The following is an 18,590-nucleotide window of genomic DNA, read 5'->3' as shown; positions in this document are numbered from 1 at the left end:
TGGATAAGAAAAAGGCAAGATTGTATCTGAACATTAACGCGCACTTCACAGTAGATTGACAAGTGTCTAGGCAAAAAGCCATAGATTTGACGTCACTACTTTGGCATTTTTCCTTTGTAGAGACATGCGCAACATACAGTTCAAACAATCCGAACAATTAACATCCGTAAAAAACAAATTACTAAAGATGTTAAATAGAGAGTCTGATGTCTAAATTAGAATCAAGACATTGAGTTAATTATCAGAAGGTTAATGTTTTAATGAGTGAGTTTTCACAGTTGTTACGTAACTTCAGAAAGGAACTTCAATTTACACAAACAGAGTTTGCAACCTACTTAAATCAGTTGGACGATGAACTTAATGCGGTTGACGTCGTAACGATAAATCGTTGGGAAAACAGTAAGGTAAAGCCTAGCGCATACAAAGCACTCAAAATCTTACAGTACCTTGGGGGAGATTTGTTTGAGACAATAAAGAGCTTTAAGTCCGAACAAAAAGACACATTACTCGAACTGTTTTTAAACGAATCCTACGGTTCATTTCAAAGTAGAATTTCAGCTCTATCAAGCTTGAATGAACAACAGGGTGACCGCAACTTTAAGTCACAGCCTTTAATGTCAGAGCAGTGTGACACTGGCATTATCGACAGAATCAAACTACTTTCTAAATTCACAAAAGTAGATATTTCGCCACTGAACCAAATTGATTTATATCTCTATTACTGTGAGAAAAAAGCGCACGGTCACAAGCTCATCAATGAAGATGGTGACATTGTGAGTCACAACGTGGGCTTTTTCTTTGAAGACCATCAATTTGAGATATTAAAGAATCAAAAGCTAGATCTAAGAATGGCTTGCTCTTTAAATTCAAGCAAAAGCATAAATTATTTCAATATAAGCTCTCACTCAGAAACAAAATATCATGTTATTGAGCATATAGTTTCAGATATAAAGTTACTTTCTCAGAACAAAAATATAAAAAAATACTCTGTTTTAGTAAAAGACCCAAATATGATAAAACTCTTGAAGGGAATGGGGTTTGAAGTGTTCAAATTTTCAGAGCCTTATGCTAAAGAATGTAATATTACTTTCAAAAATAAATATTATAGCTACTGTATATTAACGATTGATAAAATAGACTACCTGACTAATCGGAACGTAATGTCACTAATCAAAGATGAATATTCTACCATGATGAAATTCCCGCATTTACTGCGCGAAGCGCGCAAGAAATTGAAGTTAACGCAGAAGGGTTTTGCGGCATACATCAATCATTTAGATGATGAATTCAGCTCTGTAGATGTCGTAACGATAAATCGATGGGAAAATAGCAAAGTAAAGCCAAGTAATTACAAAGCCCTAAAGCTATTGGATTGCCTTGGTCTGGACTTGTACACAACGTTGAAATCCTTTGATTCAGAAGATAGCGAAGACAGTGCACTACTTGAAGACTTCCTTCTTGAGAGGTTCTTTTCGTTTCAAAGCCGAATATCATCTATCACTAAAGGGGAGATAGAAGAGGGCTGCGACTGTCAGATCATGCCATTGATGACAGATCAGAATGACAAAGCAGTAATAGATAGAATAAAGCTGATTTCGCAATATACAAAGGTGGATCCTTCAGCTCTTGATACTATCGACCTGTTTCTCTATTGCAGTGAAAAAAAGGCGTATGGTAGAAAAATGGTCGATGTTAATGGCGATATTGTTAGTCATAGCCTAGGTTTTTTCTTCAACGAAGAGGTATTCGATCAATATCAAAATAAGCATCTACATATTAAGCAAGCCTGCTCTTTAGATTCTAATCATAACTTAAATTACATTGTGGTTAGCGGTCACTCTGAGAAGCGCGAACAATCTATTGCGAACCTAATTTCCGATATGAAGCTTCTTGCAAGAAATACTAAGATTAAAAAGTATTCCATGATTATTAAGAACCCAAGTGCATTGGAACTTATGAAGAACATCGGATTTGAAATATGGAAGTTTTCAGAACCAACAGAAGAAAAGTCGAACATCACCTTCAAAAACAAAAACTACCGCTATTGCGTACTGACTATCGACAAGATCGAATTGCTGAGTAACAAAAATATTATCGCATTCATTAATAAATATGGTTAATTTTCGGTAACCACTATTAATAAAAAGCCACCGTTATACCGTGGCTTTTAAATTCTCTGAGAGCTATCCAATAGTAACGGGGAAATCAGTCAATTAGCAAAATATACGGCTGGAGGTATTAATACAGACAAACACCTAAGGCTTGCGAATCCCCTCATAATCAGGCTTAAAAACAATGAGGTAGACGTGCATCGCCGTCTTTGATCTAATGAATATCGCTGAACACACATTTCGAACAAGTGGGTTAATAATGCGCGACATTCAGATTCTACAACAAACCATACAAAACCAATGCCCCTCCATTCACAAAAAACGCGTTAGTTCTCTGATACTTGCTACAAAAAGTGTACTTGACGGCTCAGACTTAACGCTGACTAAACTAGGTCGCAAACTAGAAACTAATACCACGGTAAAACATGCGATCAAACGCGTTGATAGACTGCTTGGAAATCGCCAACTACATCGTGAAAAAGACCTTATTTATAAATGGCATGCCTACTTAATAACGGGCGCTAACCCATGCCCTGTGATCCTTGTGGATTGGTCTGATGTTCGTGAACAACTTCGTTATATGACGTTAAGAGCATCCGTTGCACTTGATGGTCGAGCCGTCACAATCTTTGAACAAGTTTTTGAGTATGGCCAATACAATTCACCGAAAAGTCACCAAACATTCCTCGATAAATTGCAGAGTATTTTGCCGAATAAAATCAGTCCGATCATCGTTTCTGATGCGGGTTTTAGAAATACTTGGTTCCGCCAAGTTCAGGAGAAAGGTTGGTTTTGGTTAGGTCGTGTCCGAGGTGAAGTATCAATCAAACAACCTCAAAAACCTTGGGTCTCAAATAAAACCTTTTATCCAAACGCTGTCCATAAACCCAAATATCTTGGCAACTGCTTATTAGCAAAGAGATCACCGATATCTTGTGAAGCCTATGTTTATAAGGGATTAGAAAAAGGCCGAAAAGCCCAGCGCCATAGTAGAACCAGCCAAAAACACTCCGCTACACATCTCTATCAACGCAGTGCAAAGGAGCCGTGGCTACTCGCGACTAATGTCCCTCGACATATCTTAAATGAAGTACAAATTACCAATCTGTACGCCAAGCGTATGCAGATAGAAGAAGCCTTCCGCGATCTAAAGAGTACCGCCTATGGGATCGCACTTCGTCACAACAGAACTCGCTGTACTAAGCGATTAGATATCCTGCTTCTTATTGCGTTGCTCGCTGAAATCTTGATGTGGTGGAATGGCCTAATTGCAGTACAAGCCAAATGGCATTTTGACTTCCAAGCCAACAGCATTAAACACCGCCGAGTTCTATCCATACCTCGTCTAGGGAGAGAGGTACGAAATCATCGGCGATATCAAATTAATGAATCCCAATATCAATGGGGAATGTTCGAATATCAAAGGCTCACACACAACGCAGGACTAGGGAAATTATGAGGGGATCCGTCAGCACCTAAGGTAATTGCGACTGAATATCAGACAGCACCTCATCAAGCCCTTCACCTAAGGCTTCAACCAACGCCTCATAGCCTGCTTCTTTTAAGGGAACCTTGATGTCGAAGGTGCTTCGTGAGATTTCAGTGTCATCTTCCCCCATTAACACCCAAGTTCCTTTCACTTCAGCATTACCAGTATAAGAACCATTGAACTGCTCAAAGGTAATCGTCAACTCTTTATCTGCCGCTTCCTTCGCATTGGAACTGTTTACCCTCTCTTCGAGCAACCCTTCAAGGTTTTCGGCCCAAACATGTTTACGGGCAGACACCAATTCATTTTCAGACTTGCGATAAGCTATTCCTATCGTGTCCAGATAATCAGGCAGTTCTACCCTTGTTTTTACCTTAAAGATGGGCTTATCCAGCGTACTTTCAGGCAAGAGATAGGAGTTAGTGCCATCTGTAGGAGTCGCACACCCCAAGAGACCTACCGACATAACCAGTGATATAAATAGCTTTCTCATTACTCCACTCCCTTAACTGGAATCGGGTCTTCTTCCACATCGCTGCCAAACACCAATGCATTCGGTTTATCATTCAATACTTTGATCAATGGGCGAAGCTCTTTAAGCACATGTTCTAACTCTTCAGATGCACTGATCAATTGCTTGTAAGCGTCAGAATCATCGTCGTAACTTTCTAATGTCGCCTCTAGTTGCTTCATAGTTTCACTGAGGTCTTGAGGTAATGCTTTTGCGCCCTCGCTATCGAGTAATTCATCCATACTCTTCAAGGTGGTGTCTAAAGAGGCAAGCGAACCATTTAAGTTAGCAACAGTCGCATCCAGCGGAAGCTCGTTAATCTTGCTTAGGAAATCGGTGATCTGCTTCTGAATCTCGGTGAAACCACCTGGCACGACGGGGAATACAGGATAACCATCAAATTCTGTCGGCTCGTAGGGAGCTTCATCTTCATAAAAATTGATATCGACAAACAACGCGCCCGTCAGCAAGTTACCTGTTTTCAACGTCGCCCTGAGCCCCTCTCCCATTTGAAGAACGACTCGTTTGGCAAAGCTATCCGCGTTCAATCCTTTAAACACTTCGGAAACACGCTCGATTTCTAGCTTAATTAGGATTGGAATACGATTCGACACCTTGCCATCTTTATCCATACTAATCTGTAGCGGCACCGTATCCACCGTACCAATCCGGACACCACGATATTCTACTGGTGCACCTTTCCTTAAACCTCGAACCGACTCTTCAAACAGCAACACGTAATCAATTGAAGTGGTGTATTTGCCTTGTAATACTGCATCGTAGTTATCGTAAAGCGTATACTCGTGTAAGTTTTCTTTGATCTGTAACCCCGGTTTAATGCTCTCTGCGACATCAAAACTCACACCACCAGTCAATATACTTTCTATCGATGCGAAGTTGACGTCTAAGCCATTCGCACCAAACTTCACATCAATTCCAGAAGATAACCAAAACTGAGTCTTTTCGAAAATCAATCCATCGTAAGGAGCAAAGATAAACAATTGATATTTGCCCTCTTTCTTTTGATAGTCGAAACTCGTTTTTTCAACACGACCAACAACAAAACCATGGTGTAATACAGGCTCACCAACATTGAGTTGATTCGCCTTGTTGTGTGAAACCACCACTCTTATTCCTTTGGTATCTGGCCCTGCCACCGGAGGCGTTTCTAGCACATCAAACTTCAATTGAGACTCTCTCGATTTACCCGGCTTCAACTCGATGTACGACCCGGATAAAATGGTCTCTAACCCACTAATACCATCGGTACCGACATGGGGCTCAACCACCCAGAATTGAGTTTCTGTATTAATCATGCGGGTGGCTTTCTTGTCTATCTGAGCTTTCGCTATGATGTATTCATAGTTTTCACTTAGTGCCACGTCAGTGATGGTTCCCACATGAACATTTTTGGACTTAATCGCTGTTTTCCCCGCTTCAATGCCCGAGGCATCCGGTAAGATCAACGTTATCTCCGGCCCACGATTATTGAAGTACTGAAACAACATCCAGCACCCAACCAATACCGCGATAATCGGCACAATCCAAACGGGTGAAATCTCACTTTTTTTGGCTACTTCTGCATCTGAAACGTTTTGTTTATCCATATTTCCCACACCTCTTAGGGGAGATTACTTCCATATAATTCGAGAATCGAAAATCATCGCTGACAACATGGTAAAGATGACTACCGATGCGAAAGACAACGCTGCTGGCCCCGGGTAAATGGCCATGACCCCGTCGAGTTGAACCAACGCGACCAAGATAGCGACAACGAAAATATCTATCATCGACCAACGGCCAATGAACTCAGTGACACGGTATATTTTGAGAAAACGATTTGCCTCATGCGGTGGAAGTCCTTCAACCCTTTTGGCGTTCCAATACAAATAAGCCAAGGCGACCATTTTGGCCATTGGAATAAACACACTCGCAAGAAGAATGACCATAGCGACAGGGTATGAGCCCATGTTCCACAATATGATCACCCCCTCAATAATGGTTGAACCTTCACTCGTTCCGAACGCAGACGTATACATCATTGGGTATAGGTTTGCTGGGATATAGAAAATGATGGCTGTGAACAATAGAGCCCAGACTATCTGAAGGTTTTTGGTTGGATTAAATCGATGCAGATGAACATGACAACGAGAACATTGAGTTAAGTTGTCATCATAGAGGTGGACTTGCCCGCAAACATGACAGACCAAATGATCATGCTGTTGAAAAAGGCCACCAGCGGTGTCGCTATTCAAAGCTTTGAGTGGTATTAACTTATCCCAAATCCAATCAAAATCGACTAATGACATTGTCTTAACCACTAACATGGCGTAGATAGCAAATGCCCAAAAAGAGATGCCCATAGAGACATCGGCTAAAGCGGAAATTTTAATCAAACTGACGAGAACACCAATCAAAAATACATCCACCATCAACCACGGCTTAACCCAACTCAACGTTTTTAATACAAAGATAGCCAAACGGCTCGGCGCGTAAGCGTGTTTTGATTTCCTTTCTGTTAATGCATAAAACCAGATAACACTAATAAGAAAATAAGCAGGAAGGAAGATAACCGCGAGAAACAATAGAGCGGCAATCGAAGTATTATCGAGGCGGTTCATCATTTCGACGGCTTGATACAAGGTTATTTGTTGACTGATACCTTGCACACTAAAAGACATATAAGGGAAGATCAGGCTCATCACCAACGTTATCAAACTGGCCGATGCGAAAGCCATCACACCCTGCCCTTTACTTGCTCCAATACTGCATAAAGTATGTTTACAGCGAGGGCACGATGCCTCACTTCCCGGAGCTAATTCACGGAACTGACTGACTAACCCACACTCGATGCATGATTTGGTACAAAGATCAGACAATAATTAAACCTCTTGGCGTTTGATAAGCAACTAGACACTAAGATTAACTATAAGTAAGGGTTTGATTTTTCGCCAATATCTACACAATTAAACGAACACGATAAGGTAGAAATGAGAGATAGAGAGGAGATGACTGGTGGCCATCCCTTCAGAATAGACGGGGTATTCAGATGAAAGCCTCACACCAATTAAACAAAACTCTGTTTCAACTTCTCTTCCAACGCTTGAATACAAAGTTTAATGGCGATAGGTGTGTTCGAAGCAAATGGGTTCAACGCATAAACCGTGTTAGTGGGTAATTGAAAACTTGGCATGATGTCGACCACCTCATCGGATAGCTGATGAAGGTAGAAGTCTGGAATCACACCGATGCCAACGCCTGATTTGATTAAGGCAAGGCAGCTATGAAATGAGTTAGTGGTACAACTGGCTTGTTGTTGGTAGACAAAGTCTTGTTCGCTTTGAGAACTAAAGTGATGAGTCACTTGTTTTCCTTGCCATGAGTTAGCGATATAAGGAATAGATTCAAGCTCACGACTTCGCATGCTTTCAACACCACACAACACATCTTTAAACTCACCCAAGCGTTTCTGCTTTAGGTTACTGTCACGAGAACTGCCCACTCGTACTGCGAGATCAATATCGTGCTCCATGAAATTTAAGTGCTGATCATCGCTGATCAGCTCTGGTTTTAACTTCGGGTATTGCTTCATCAAGTCTGCAACAACAGGCGCGACCAATAAATCCATCAGCGCATTCGGAGCTGTAATTCGAATTCGACCTTGTGGCTCTTCTAGCTCAGCTTTGGCCATATCCCAAGCCGAGTCAGCAATCACGTTAATGTCTTTGCAACTCAAATAAAAACGTTCACCCATACTAGTCAGAGTTTGTCTGCGTGTTGTGCGCTTAAGAAGTGAAGCCCCTAACTCTTGTTCCAAAATTTTGAGGTGCTGACTGACGACGGACTTAGACAACTCAAGCTTTTCAGCCGCGGCTGATACTGAACCCTGCTCTACGATGTGAGCGAAAATCGACATCTGCTTTAGCTTACTCATTCCATTGTTCTCTTTTTACATACAGTATTTTCTATTATCTCTGTTTTTCAATTCAATTTCCAAGGCTAAACTTAATCCAACTTATCGAGACACCCAAATCAAAGACGCAGTGTTTGAAAGAAGACTGCTATGGAGAAAAGCAATGTTAAACAACCAAGTATTAGAAGCATGTAAGCAAGGCATTAACGCATGGCAGAAAGCATTCAACAGCCAAGATGCAAAAGGTTGTGCAGATCAGTACACTGAAACGTGTGTGATGGAAGCTCGCCCATTTGGTACCTTTGAAGGTCGTGAAGCAATTCAAGCGTTTTGGCAAAACATCATCGACCAAGGCTTCAAAGACGTTGATTACACCGATGTTAAGTGGGAGGAACACCCAGAAGGCGGCTACATTCTGACGGCAAGCTGGACAATGAACAAAGCGTTTGGTGTTGTGCATCGTGAACACTGGGCTTTAGAAGCCGATGGCTGCGCTCGTCTAGTAAGTGACGATTTTGAAGTTCAAGGCGAACGCTAGAGCTATAACTAGAAGCTAGAAGCTAGAAGCTAGAAGCTAGAAGCTAGAAGCTCAAGAATAGATACAGAAAACAAAAAGCCAACAATCCAAATTGGACTGCTGGCTTTTTAATGTTCACTCTTGTCGCCTTATCACTTTATTTGAAAGCAACTTAGTAAATCTACACAATCACTAAACACGCTCATAGTATCCAATCAAAGTGTTAGTCTAGCTAGAACAAGTGTGAGTAACCGTTATAGTGAAGCTTGCTTTGCTTCAGCAATCCAAGCATCAAACGTATTTTGATTCGCTTTAATCCAACCGTTAACGTGTGCTTCGATATCCGCAGAGCTGTTTTTACCTTTGCTCATCATCATGTTCTGAGCACTTACATCATTGATGTTAAGTTTGATGATTTCGAAAAGTTTAGCCGCTGATGGGTTGTTCTTAGCAAACTCTTTATTCGCAATAATGCGCATTGAGTTCATTTCGAAGCCGTAGTTTTTACCATTAGACAAAGTAGTATCAACATTCGAACGCTCACCTGGTAGTGAAGAGAACGGAACTTCTAGCCATACTACATCTTCGTTAGGAACCAATACGCCACTCACCCAGTATGGTGTCCACGTGTAGTAAAGGATTGATTCACCCTTTTGGTAACGTGAAATTGTGTCGGCAATAATCGCCGCATAGTTACCTTGGTTATGAGTTACCGTATCGTCCAGTTTGAATGCCGATAGTTGGTGTTCGATAACCATTTCACAGCCCCAACCTGGGTTACAGCCTGTTAGGTCTGCTTTACCATCACCGTCTGCGTCAAACAGCTTCGCAATTTTTGGATCGGTTAACTGACCAATATTAGTGATGTTGTACTTTTCTGCCGTTTTCTTATCAATTAGGTAACCTTGAGCGGCACCACTAACATATTGACCTTCGCGGTAGAATTTGTCATCGCCACCTGCCATTTTGTATTTATCAGCGTGTAGTGGGAACCAACCTACGGTCAAGAACGTTGCATCACCTTTTGCAATTGAGGTGTAAGCTACGTTGTAGTCCACTTCTTGTGTTGATTTCACATCGTAGCCAAGCTCTTCTAGAGCACGGTTAACAATCAGTGTTTGGAACGTTTCTTCAGCAACTGAAGATTGAACAGGCTGAACTGGTACACCTTCACCTGGCAAGCTTGCTGCCCACACGTTCGTTGATACAGCCAGTGTCGAAACGATGCTAACGGCTAGTTTGCTCTTCCATGAATTATTCATTGGTGTTTTTCCTTAGTTGTAGTTCTGATTGTTTACCGCGATTTAAAGCTTTTAGCACAAGGGAAACAGGCCCCATGTGATACCAGCGTAATTTTGTATTACCTGCATTTACCCCGAGAACTTGGGTAATGCGGTCAAGTAGGATTGCCAAAATAACAATGCCTAGACCACCAACAGCGGCCAGCCCCATATCTAAACGGCCGATACCTCTCAGTACCATTTGACCTAAACCGCCTACCGCGATCATTGATGCGATAACCACCATAGATAGCGACAACATTAGTGTTTGGTTTACGCCTGCCATAATGGTTGGCAATGCCAATGGCAGTTGAATTCGATATAGCATCTGCTTTTTGCTTGCGCCGAATGAGTGACCCGCTTCGATCAAATCTTCCGGTACCTGCTGAATACCCAAGATGGTTAAACGTACCACTGGCGGCAATGCGAATATGATGGTTACCACGACGCCCGGAACGTTACCGATACCAAACAACATTACGATGGGTACGAGGTAAACGAAGGCTGGCGTCGTTTGCATTGCGTCGAGAATTGGGCGCACGAATTTAGCCGCCGTATTGCTGCGGGCGAGCCATATCCCCATGGGTAAACCAATCAACAGGCAGAAGAAGACCGACGTCATAACCAGTGAAAGTGTGGTCATCGCTTCAGACCAAGCGCCAATCAAGCCAATGAATGTCAACGATACTGCAGTAGCCACACCAAGCTTCAGATTTGAAAACTGCCATGCGACGAGAAACAAGATGATCAACATGAACGGAGCTGGTGTAGACACCAATGCCGTTTCAAATGAACTCAAAATGAAATCGATAGGCACACGTATTGCCTGAAATAACGGGCGTCCGTGTTCAACTAGCCAATTCAATCCAGACTCAACCCAAGTATCAACAGGCAGAACGGCTTCTGCAAAAGGATTAAGTGGATCAAAAGGAATGGTTTCTATGGTTTCGCTACTTAACCAATCTGCAGATGGTGAAGTATCAGCGGCTTGGCCCCAAGGATCACTTGCAGGTTGAGCTGCAGGAGCCGATTGCGACCATGGGTCATTATTTGTTTGTTCCGACGACATGATCTATCCCTTATCCAATGTTTGTAGCAGTCGTGATTTCGTCACAACGCCGAAGTAATTACCTTTATCGTCCACAACAGGAACGGAATAAGGCACGCCACCCACAAGGCCAAGTACATCATTGATTGGTAAATCTGGATTGAGAGTTAAGCCATCAGCTAGCTGTGCGCTAACTAATGATTTGTTCTCTTTATGGGCTTTACGAAGGGACTCGATAGACACAATGCCTGAGTAGTGACTGCTCTTCTCAACAACGATGCCGTATTCGCGGTCGTTATCCATCAAGATTTGTAGGGCGGAAGCTGGGCCGTCATGCTCTGACTTCTTAAATACCGCAGCTGGCTTCTTACGTGCAATGTCTTTCACAGTAAGCACACTTGCTACGTTCACACCACGGAAAAAGGCTTCAACGTAGTCGTTCGCTGGGTTATTTAAGATCTCGTCAGGAGTACCCACTTGAACCACTTCGCCATTTTGCATAATCGCAATTCGATCACCGATACGCATCGCTTCATCCAAATCATGCGAGATGAAAACAATCGTTCGTTTATCGTCATTTTGAAGACGAATTAGCTCGTCTTGCATTTCAGTACGAATCAAAGGATCGAGCGCAGAAAATGCTTCGTCCATCAACAGAATATCGGGGTCGCAAGCTAGAGCACGAGCCAAACCTACACGCTGCTTCATACCACCAGACAACTCATCTGGGTAAGATTCCGAATACGCGCCAAGACCTACTCGCTCTAACGCTTCAAATGCTGACTGTTTTCGCTTATCGACTTCAACACCCGCTAACTCAAGACCAAACGCAGCGTTTTCAATCACTGTCATGTGAGGCATCAATGCGAAGTTTTGGAAAACCATAGAGATGTTGTTGCGACGGACTTCGCGGAGTTCATCTTCTGAGATATGGGCAATGTCTTTGCCTCGAAGAAGCACATTACCTTTGGTAGGTTCAATCAAGCGGTTAAGAAGGCGTACTAGGGTTGATTTGCCAGATCCTGACAGTCCCATTATTACGAAAATCTCGCCTTCTTGAATACTAAGAGAAACATCGTTAACGCCGATCGTTAAACCTGTTTCTTCGAAAACTTTATCTTTGTTCGCACCTTCATTAATCATTGTAAAAGCACGGTCGGTGTCTTCACCAAACACCTTGTACAGTCCCTTAACTTCCAGTATGGGATCCATGTAATCTAATCCTTTCTTAGTTATTTAAACTAATAGTTATTTAAACTTAAAAACGGTTGTTTAAGCTTTAAAATGGTTATTTAAACCCGAAAAACGATTAGCACTCTAAGCAATTAAACCCTGTAAATCAAGGGGTCGCGTTCTGTAAATATGGAATAAAACCACTAAACCACCAACCAAAACAAAGGTTAAATTTCAAGCGAAATTATAGCAAAATACTGATAATAAAAGACTTTAAATCGATGACATCATCTGCAATATTATGTATTACTTACTGATAGATTATTGAATATTTATTTCACATCAGAACAATTAATAAGCTAAATAGACCACGAATACGTACAAATAGTTCGTGCACAAATAATTCGAATACAAACTATTTGACGCCGATTTTGGTGTCATTTACAAACTGGTGATTGGCTCTGTTACGAAGGTCAAATACCCCCTGAGCCTTTGTCTGTATAACACGAGGGTTCTGCATGAAATCAACGAGGAAAGAGAGGCATTCAAAATTACAAATCAAACGAATAGAAGGGACGAAAAATTACCAAAAAAAGTAGAAACAACTGTTAAAATTGAACCCAATTAAGCACAGTTTCGATTGATAGAATTATCTTTAATATCCAGAACATAACGCCGACTGTGACGCTTGCTGCAAACTATTGAATGTCGATTACCTAAGCCAAAAGACAACTTGTAGAGTGCTCATTGCTGAGCCATTCTTTATAGAAGAAATGGATATTCTTTCCGTGATGATTAGAGAAAAGAACAGGGAATTCAAATGATAAAAATGTTGGTATGTGACTTTGATGGGACGCTTGATGGAGGTTCATCTCATGGGGTTAATCAATTATTTGACTACTTAACTGAGCAATCTGATATCCGATTTATCATTGCGACGGGAAGAACTCTACCCTCTATTAGGGTGGGTTTAGCGTCGGATAACTACCCGAAACCACACAGTATTATCAGCGATGTGGGCACCAGAATTCACCACGACCACTCCCAAAAGCCCGATCATATTTGGCATAACCAATTAGAAGCGTCGTGGAACAAATCAAAGGTCGAGTCAGCACTTGCGCCACTCGATTTCATGGGAGAACGCTTAGATAACCATCAAGGCGACTGCAAGATTACCTTTGAAGGAAAACTGTCTAAGCCTCAACACGAGCTGATCGAATCGAGCTTGAAGTCACACGGATTGGATGTACACCTCACCTACTCTCACGATTGGTATTTGGACATCACACCGAAGGGTGTCAACAAAGCGACTGCGATTCATCACCTGCTCAAACAACATGATTTGAGCGTTGATGAAGTGTGCGTAGCGGGTGATTCTGCCAACGACACCTCTATGTTGACGATAGAGGGCGTAAACTCGATCTTGGTGGCTAATCATTACCCTGAGGTTGCCCACCTATCGGATAGAGACAACGTGTATACCAGCAGAGCAACACACGCTGAGGGTGTGTTAGAGGGGCTCAAGTACTGGCAATTACGCACGGTATCTGGCAGTTAAAACTGGCAGATCTGGGCTTTCTTGTCCTTACTTCAGGTGCTGACTTCACACCTTTATTTCCAACCAGGAAGCCAATGATCTTTGTCGGTCAAATCCCGCCAATTGATGGCTTCCTCTCGTTTGGTCATCACCGCTTCTATTAAGCAACGAATCACCTCCCCTTCTTCGAATTCAACCTCAGTAATCATGAAGTGTTTCTCCTTCTTTACCGGGCTAACCGCGGTCCATTTACTACGAAGTAACTTCCTTGGATTGATTCGATTCATGATTTTTTCCTGCACAGTTTATTGATGTTTTATCTATAAGCCTCAGAAAGTTAAAAGGATCACTTCAAGTTAAAAAGCCCACAACTAGAATCTGGATAAGTCATAACTAGAATCTGGATAAGTCATAACTAAAGTCAATAAAACAAGTCTTTGACTCGGTACAATAGTTACTCCCATTTCAAAGACTAACTCCCCATGAACCAAACAGAATTCCAACAAAAAATAGCGAGTTTCACTTCGATTGAACAAGTGCTTGATTACTTTGAAATTGGATTTGATAGCAAGTTCATCGACCAAAATAGAATAGAGCTTGTGAAGCGCTTCAATGGTTATCTGATCCTGTCAAAACCGGATGATTGGTTTTCTGGAAGAAGAGCGCTGAAAAATGCCTATTGTAAGGTGCAACGCAGTAAGCTGGATCGCTACACACGATCAGCCTGTCGTGGCTGTACTACTTGCCAGCGTCGATAGCTCAAAGTTAACAGTTAAACAGCTGACGATTTAAAAGTAGGCAGCGAAAAAACAGATAGCTGAAATAACATCTCATTACGATTTAGTTAGTGGTTTGCTCGAAAAAAAGTGTGCTAATCTTACGGCAACTCAACTACGAGATAAAAACTACAATGAAAATTTTCAGCAACTTCGAAAGCGGCAACATTCACGTCGTTTCAGCAGATTCACCACAAAACATTCAACTGACGATCCCAGCAGACAACCAGACTGAAATATCTCAGTGGTTCCACTTCCGTTTAGAGAGTGAAGCTCAACAAGCTCATCACTTTGAAATCGGTCAATTGGCAACTTCTGCTTATCCTGAAGGCTGGAAAGATTACGATGTGGTTGCATCTTATGACCGTGAAGAATGGTTCCGTATCCCATCTCAGTTCGATGGCGACACACTAAGTTTCGACATCATTCCTGAACACGATTCAATGTACTTCGCGTACTTCGCGCCGTACTCATACGATCGTCATCAAGATCTTCTGCACAGTGCTCAAACGCACCCTGCTTGTAAGCTAGAAACTCTGGGTCACACATTAGACAACAATGACATCACTTTGCTAACTATCGGTGAGCCAAGTGAAGAGAAGAAAAACATCTGGGTTATTGGTCGCCAACACCCTGGCGAGACCATGGCTGAATGGCTAATCGAAGGCTTGCTTCAACGTCTACTCGATGAGACAGACACAGTAGGCCGCTCACTGCTAGACAGCGTTGTATTCCGTGTTGTGCCTAACATGAACCCAGATGGCAGCATCCGCGGTCACTTACGTACTAACGCGATTGGCGTTAACCTGAACCGTGAATGGCAATCACCTTCTATGGAACGCAGCCCAGAAGTATTCCTTGTTCGCGAGCGCATGCTAGAAACGGGCGTTGACCTATGTCTAGACATTCACGGCGACGAAGCAATCCCGTATAACTTTGTCGCGGGTAGCGAAGGCACGCCTTCATACAACGAACGCATTGCAAAACTAGAGAATCACTTCAAGCAAGCGCTTCTGACTATCACGCCAGAGTTCCAAGATGAATTTGGTTACGATAAAGACGAGCCAGGCAAAGCGAATATGACGGTTGGCACAAACTGGATCAGCGAGCAGTTCAAATGTTTGGCTTACACCGTAGAGATGCCATTTAAAGATCACATCAGCCACGCTGACGAACTGTACGGTTGGTCTCCAGAGCGTAGCGTTGCATTTGGTCACGACATGCTAGCAGCGGTTTGGGCAACAGTAGACGAGCTATAAAACGAACCATAGACAGACTAAGCTACTTAGTTCGTCCGTATCAGTTAGTTTGCTTACACATATAGCAAAGCCCAGCACTTGTGAAAGTGCTGGGCTTTTTAATATCAGCTTTGAATGCGTGAATTGAGCTTTAAGACATCTAACTTTAAAAACTTTCTATGCCACTCTGAGGCTAGCAAAAAACACCGGGTATCTTTGCCTAATGTGTCTTTGTTCTGACACCATATCTTTGAAGCTTGGTCCTTGTAACAACTGAACAATCACTTCATCACCTTCTTGTCGCAGCACTGCACCACTAATATCAATGGTGTTGTTATCGTGCAATCTTAAGCTGCCTGCCATTGAGAAACCTCGATAAACAGGAATGATGTTACGCATCATCAAGCGCACACCCTTTTCAGACACTTCACTGACATGAAAAAGCTCATCCTTAATTCGCATCACTGGACGTGCCTTTTTTGGGTACTTCAAGCGGTAATATTTGCGTTTCTGGGTGAATGACTCTTCACTCATCTGTGACTCCCTGTCTCTGTTTACTCGGTCAAGCAATAGTCGTTAGCTTCAATTGGTTTTCGAACGAACACATTCACCAAATTGATAGCTGGTTATTATATCGACTTTACGAGCTAATGCTTTAGAGATTTATGCAGAGAAACAAGGATTGCTGAGCATTCAGTAAAAAGTGAGATGTGAGTCGGATATGTTAGGAGCTCGATTGTTAGCGATGAACCCTAAAGCTGAAACAGCGCCAATTGAATACTGAAGCCAACAAATAACAACCCGCACACAATGTTCATCCATTGAGAAGTGCGCTTTTGAGTTAATAACCTCTTAAACGTATCAGCCATCAGAATGACAACCAAAAACCATGTAGCAACCACTGTCGCCTGTATCGCGCCCAACATTAAGCTGTCGGATACAATGTTGTTCGTAGAAACAAACTGAGGGAATATTGATAGGTAAAACAGAACAATTTTAGGGTTGAGTAAATTGGTCAATAACCCTTTCACAAACTGATGATAAAGCTTACTTCCCGATGCACTCACCACAGCAAGCACGCCATCTTGAGCGCGCAGTGCCGCTCGAAAGTGATTATAACCGAGCCAGACTAAGTACAATACGCCCAGCCACTTAAGACCTTCAAACGCCATTGGGGTCTGAGATAATAGTAAGCTCATGCCATTTGCAGAAACGAACGCATGAAAAAAGAACCCGCATGACACACCCAACACGTTGATAAACGCAAACAGCTTTCTTTGGGTTAAAGCCGTGCTCAATACCAACAGAGCATTTGGGCCCGGAATAATGGCAATAAAAAACACGATGACAATAAACAGCCAGATACTTTCCCAACTCATTTCGCTCTCATTTCCTTATCGCTTCCTAATCATTCTTGATCGTTTTAGGGCGGGTATTGTACGTCCATTCAACACCATTACAATATGCCAAACGTTTATTAGCTTATGCTTGTCTTAGTTCACTTGTATGGATAACGCTTAAATTTAACGTGTATAATTCGCCCGTTTATCCTGTAACGCTGCAAAACTCATTCTCTAACATTTATAGCCCTGTTAGACTCCACCTCCCTTTTGATACTTGGTTCATTTATGTCATTTAATAGCCTAACCCTAAACGCTCAAACTCTTGCTGCGATCCCCACCCACCTCCAGACTCCTACAGAGGTGCAGCAATCGGCTATTCCCCATATTGTTTCGGGCAAAGACGTTCTCGCCTTAGCCCAAACAGGCAGCGGGAAAACATTGGCGTTTGGCTTACCTGTGTTAAATAACATCAATGTTGCGATACGTGAACTGCAAGCGGTCATCATTGTTCCAACCCGTGAGCTTGCCTCTCAAGTAGCCAAAGCTCTAGAACCCATCGCAACCGCACTTGATATCAAAACGGTGACACTGACTGGTGGAATTGATATCGATAGTCAGCAACAGCAATTGTTAGAGAAGCCACAACTCGTGATCGCAACTCCTGGCCGCCTACTTGCCGTGATTCAAGAGAACAAGCTAGTGCTAAGCCAATGCGAGTCTTTAGTTCTTGATGAGGCAGACCGTTTACTCGACATGGGTTTTTGGCCGGATATTCAAACCATTATTTCTGCTCTTCCTAAAAAGCATCAAACACTGCTGTTTTCGGCTACGTTGCCAAAAGAGCTGGTTAGTCAGGCCGAGGCGCTTCTTACTAATCCAGTAAAGATCACGACGCATCAAGAGAACAGTGTCGTTTCGGCCATTGAAGAAACGCTCTACCTAGTGAATAAGGGAAGTAAACCTCAAGCGCTGATCGCATTACTGAACCAACATCAGTGGCCACAGGTACTGGTTTTCATCAGTGCCAAAGACAATGCTGACGCGCTCACCAAGCGACTGAATAAGGCGAAAATTAGCGTAAGTGCTTTACACGGCAACAAAAGCCAAGAAGAAAGAACGCAAGCATTAGAAAGTTTCAAAAATGGTGAAACACGAGTGTTAATCGCAACTGATGTGATGGCTAGAGGCATACATATAGACCAACTGCCTGTAGTAATTAACTTTGACTTGCCATCTCACTCTGCCACTTACGTACACCGTGTCGGACGCACAGCCAGAGCAGGAAGCACTGGATTCGCAATTTCCCTTGTGAGCCACGGTGAAACTGAGCATTTAGACGCCATTCGAACTCTCACCAACAAAGCACTTCCGTTGCAGTCATTAGAAGGGTTTCCAGTAACTGATAAACCCGCATCTGAAGCAACCGCAAGGAAACGTCCACCAAAGGACAAAATGGCCAATCGCAGAACGGCAAAAAAGAAGAGTGTTAAGCAATTTAAGAGCAAGCCAAATTCTTCGAGATAACTAGTTCTTCAAAATAACCATAGAAAATCGATTAGCCCAGTATTAACTGGGCTTTTTTATTCAAAGAAAAACTGCCAGCTAAACCTGAAAAAGACCGCTTAATCACACCAAATTAAATGACACTTTTATG

17 protein-coding genes are annotated in these 18,590 nt (G+C 42.5%); 7 read left to right on the top strand and 10 right to left on the bottom strand.

Going from position 1 to position 18,590, the window contains the following annotated elements; all coding sequences use genetic code 11:
- The first annotated feature begins 260 nt into the window (after positions 1-260).
- Entirely contained in the window at positions 261-2,120 is a 1,860-nt protein-coding gene (locus tag QWZ07_RS11505; protein WP_192854210.1) for a helix-turn-helix domain-containing protein, read from the top strand.
- Between the two features lie 250 nt (positions 2,121-2,370).
- Entirely contained in the window at positions 2,371-3,570 is a 1,200-nt protein-coding gene (locus tag QWZ07_RS11500) for an IS4 family transposase (protein ID WP_132982278.1), read from the top strand.
- A gap of 16 nt (positions 3,571-3,586) precedes the next feature.
- On the opposite strand, the gene QWZ07_RS11495 is transcribed toward QWZ07_RS11500, so the two are convergent.
- From QWZ07_RS11495 to QWZ07_RS11480, 4 genes are all read right to left on the bottom strand, one after another.
- Positions 3,587-4,093: a PqiC family protein gene (locus QWZ07_RS11495; RefSeq protein WP_192852748.1), complete on the bottom strand. Its 507-nt coding sequence runs from the start codon at positions 4,091-4,093 to the stop codon at positions 3,587-3,589.
- A complete protein-coding gene (gene pqiB, locus QWZ07_RS11490; RefSeq protein WP_192852747.1) occupies positions 4,093-5,718 on the bottom strand; it encodes an intermembrane transport protein PqiB in 1,626 nt (541 codons plus the stop codon). The genes QWZ07_RS11495 and pqiB overlap by 1 nt, the downstream gene beginning before the upstream one ends.
- A gap of 24 nt (positions 5,719-5,742) precedes the next feature.
- Positions 5,743-6,990, bottom strand: coding sequence for a paraquat-inducible protein A (locus QWZ07_RS11485; protein ID WP_192852746.1), 1,248 nt, complete (start codon positions 6,988-6,990; stop codon positions 5,743-5,745).
- A 188-nt stretch (positions 6,991-7,178) separates the two neighbouring features.
- On the bottom strand, positions 7,179-8,045 hold the full coding sequence (locus QWZ07_RS11480; protein ID WP_192852745.1) for a LysR family transcriptional regulator: 867 nt from the start codon (positions 8,043-8,045) through the stop codon (positions 7,179-7,181).
- Positions 8,046-8,187: 142 nt separating this feature from the next.
- Here QWZ07_RS11480 and QWZ07_RS11475 point away from each other — a divergent pair, with 142 nt between their 5' ends.
- Positions 8,188-8,562, top strand: a complete 375-nt coding sequence (locus tag QWZ07_RS11475; protein ID WP_029223405.1) for a YybH family protein — start codon at positions 8,188-8,190, stop codon at positions 8,560-8,562.
- Between the two features lie 233 nt (positions 8,563-8,795).
- On the opposite strand, the gene proX is transcribed toward QWZ07_RS11475, so the two are convergent.
- The 3 genes from proX to proV are packed head-to-tail and all read right to left on the bottom strand — an operon-like array spanning position 8,796 to position 12,081.
- Positions 8,796-9,803 (bottom strand): glycine betaine/L-proline ABC transporter substrate-binding protein ProX, encoded by a 1,008-nt coding sequence (gene proX / locus QWZ07_RS11470; RefSeq protein ID WP_192852744.1) that lies wholly within the window; start codon positions 9,801-9,803, stop codon positions 8,796-8,798.
- Positions 9,796-10,890, bottom strand: a complete 1,095-nt coding sequence (gene proW / locus QWZ07_RS11465) for a glycine betaine/L-proline ABC transporter permease ProW (RefSeq protein ID WP_192852743.1) — start codon at positions 10,888-10,890, stop codon at positions 9,796-9,798. The genes proX and proW overlap by 8 nt, the downstream gene beginning before the upstream one ends.
- Positions 10,891-10,893: 3 nt before the next feature.
- The gene (proV, locus tag QWZ07_RS11460) at positions 10,894-12,081 is read right to left on the bottom strand and encodes a glycine betaine/L-proline ABC transporter ATP-binding protein ProV (RefSeq protein ID WP_192852742.1); all 1,188 of its coding nucleotides are present in this window, start codon (positions 12,079-12,081) and stop codon (positions 10,894-10,896) included.
- A 781-nt stretch (positions 12,082-12,862) separates the two neighbouring features.
- Here proV and QWZ07_RS11455 point away from each other — a divergent pair.
- Positions 12,863-13,600, top strand: coding sequence for an HAD-IIB family hydrolase (locus QWZ07_RS11455; protein ID WP_102362475.1), 738 nt, complete (start codon positions 12,863-12,865; stop codon positions 13,598-13,600).
- A gap of 53 nt (positions 13,601-13,653) precedes the next feature.
- Here the strand turns inward: QWZ07_RS11455 and QWZ07_RS11450 are convergent, their stop codons facing one another.
- On the bottom strand, positions 13,654-13,866 hold the full coding sequence (locus QWZ07_RS11450; RefSeq protein WP_102339480.1) for a TIGR02450 family Trp-rich protein: 213 nt from the start codon (positions 13,864-13,866) through the stop codon (positions 13,654-13,656).
- Between the two features lie 195 nt (positions 13,867-14,061).
- Here QWZ07_RS11450 and QWZ07_RS11445 point away from each other — a divergent pair, with 195 nt between their 5' ends.
- Positions 14,062-14,337 (top strand): nitrogenase-stabilizing/protective protein NifW, encoded by a 276-nt coding sequence (locus QWZ07_RS11445; RefSeq protein WP_192852741.1) that lies wholly within the window; start codon positions 14,062-14,064, stop codon positions 14,335-14,337.
- 152 nt (positions 14,338-14,489) lie between these two features.
- Entirely contained in the window at positions 14,490-15,614 is a 1,125-nt protein-coding gene (locus QWZ07_RS11440; protein ID WP_102384151.1) for a M14 family metallopeptidase, read from the top strand.
- Between the two features lie 156 nt (positions 15,615-15,770).
- Here QWZ07_RS11440 and QWZ07_RS11435 read toward each other — a convergent pair whose 3' ends face one another.
- Together QWZ07_RS11435 and QWZ07_RS11430 are read right to left on the bottom strand one after the other, a co-directional pair.
- Positions 15,771-16,127: a hypothetical protein gene (locus QWZ07_RS11435; protein ID WP_017109877.1), complete on the bottom strand. Its 357-nt coding sequence runs from the start codon at positions 16,125-16,127 to the stop codon at positions 15,771-15,773.
- A 218-nt stretch (positions 16,128-16,345) separates the two neighbouring features.
- A complete protein-coding gene (locus QWZ07_RS11430; protein WP_017105700.1) occupies positions 16,346-16,972 on the bottom strand; it encodes a LysE family translocator in 627 nt (208 codons plus the stop codon).
- Between the two features lie 249 nt (positions 16,973-17,221).
- Here QWZ07_RS11430 and QWZ07_RS11425 point away from each other — a divergent pair, with 249 nt between their 5' ends.
- Complete coding sequence (locus QWZ07_RS11425; protein WP_192852740.1) at positions 17,222-18,460, top strand: DEAD/DEAH box helicase; 1,239 nt, start codon at positions 17,222-17,224, stop codon at positions 18,458-18,460.
- Positions 18,461-18,590: the final 130 nt, after the last annotated feature.

The sequence above is a fragment of the Vibrio lentus genome, from assembly GCF_030409755.1.
GTDB lineage: Bacteria > Pseudomonadota > Gammaproteobacteria > Enterobacterales > Vibrionaceae > Vibrio > Vibrio lentus.
This window is presented reverse-complemented; position numbering and strand designations above follow the sequence as displayed.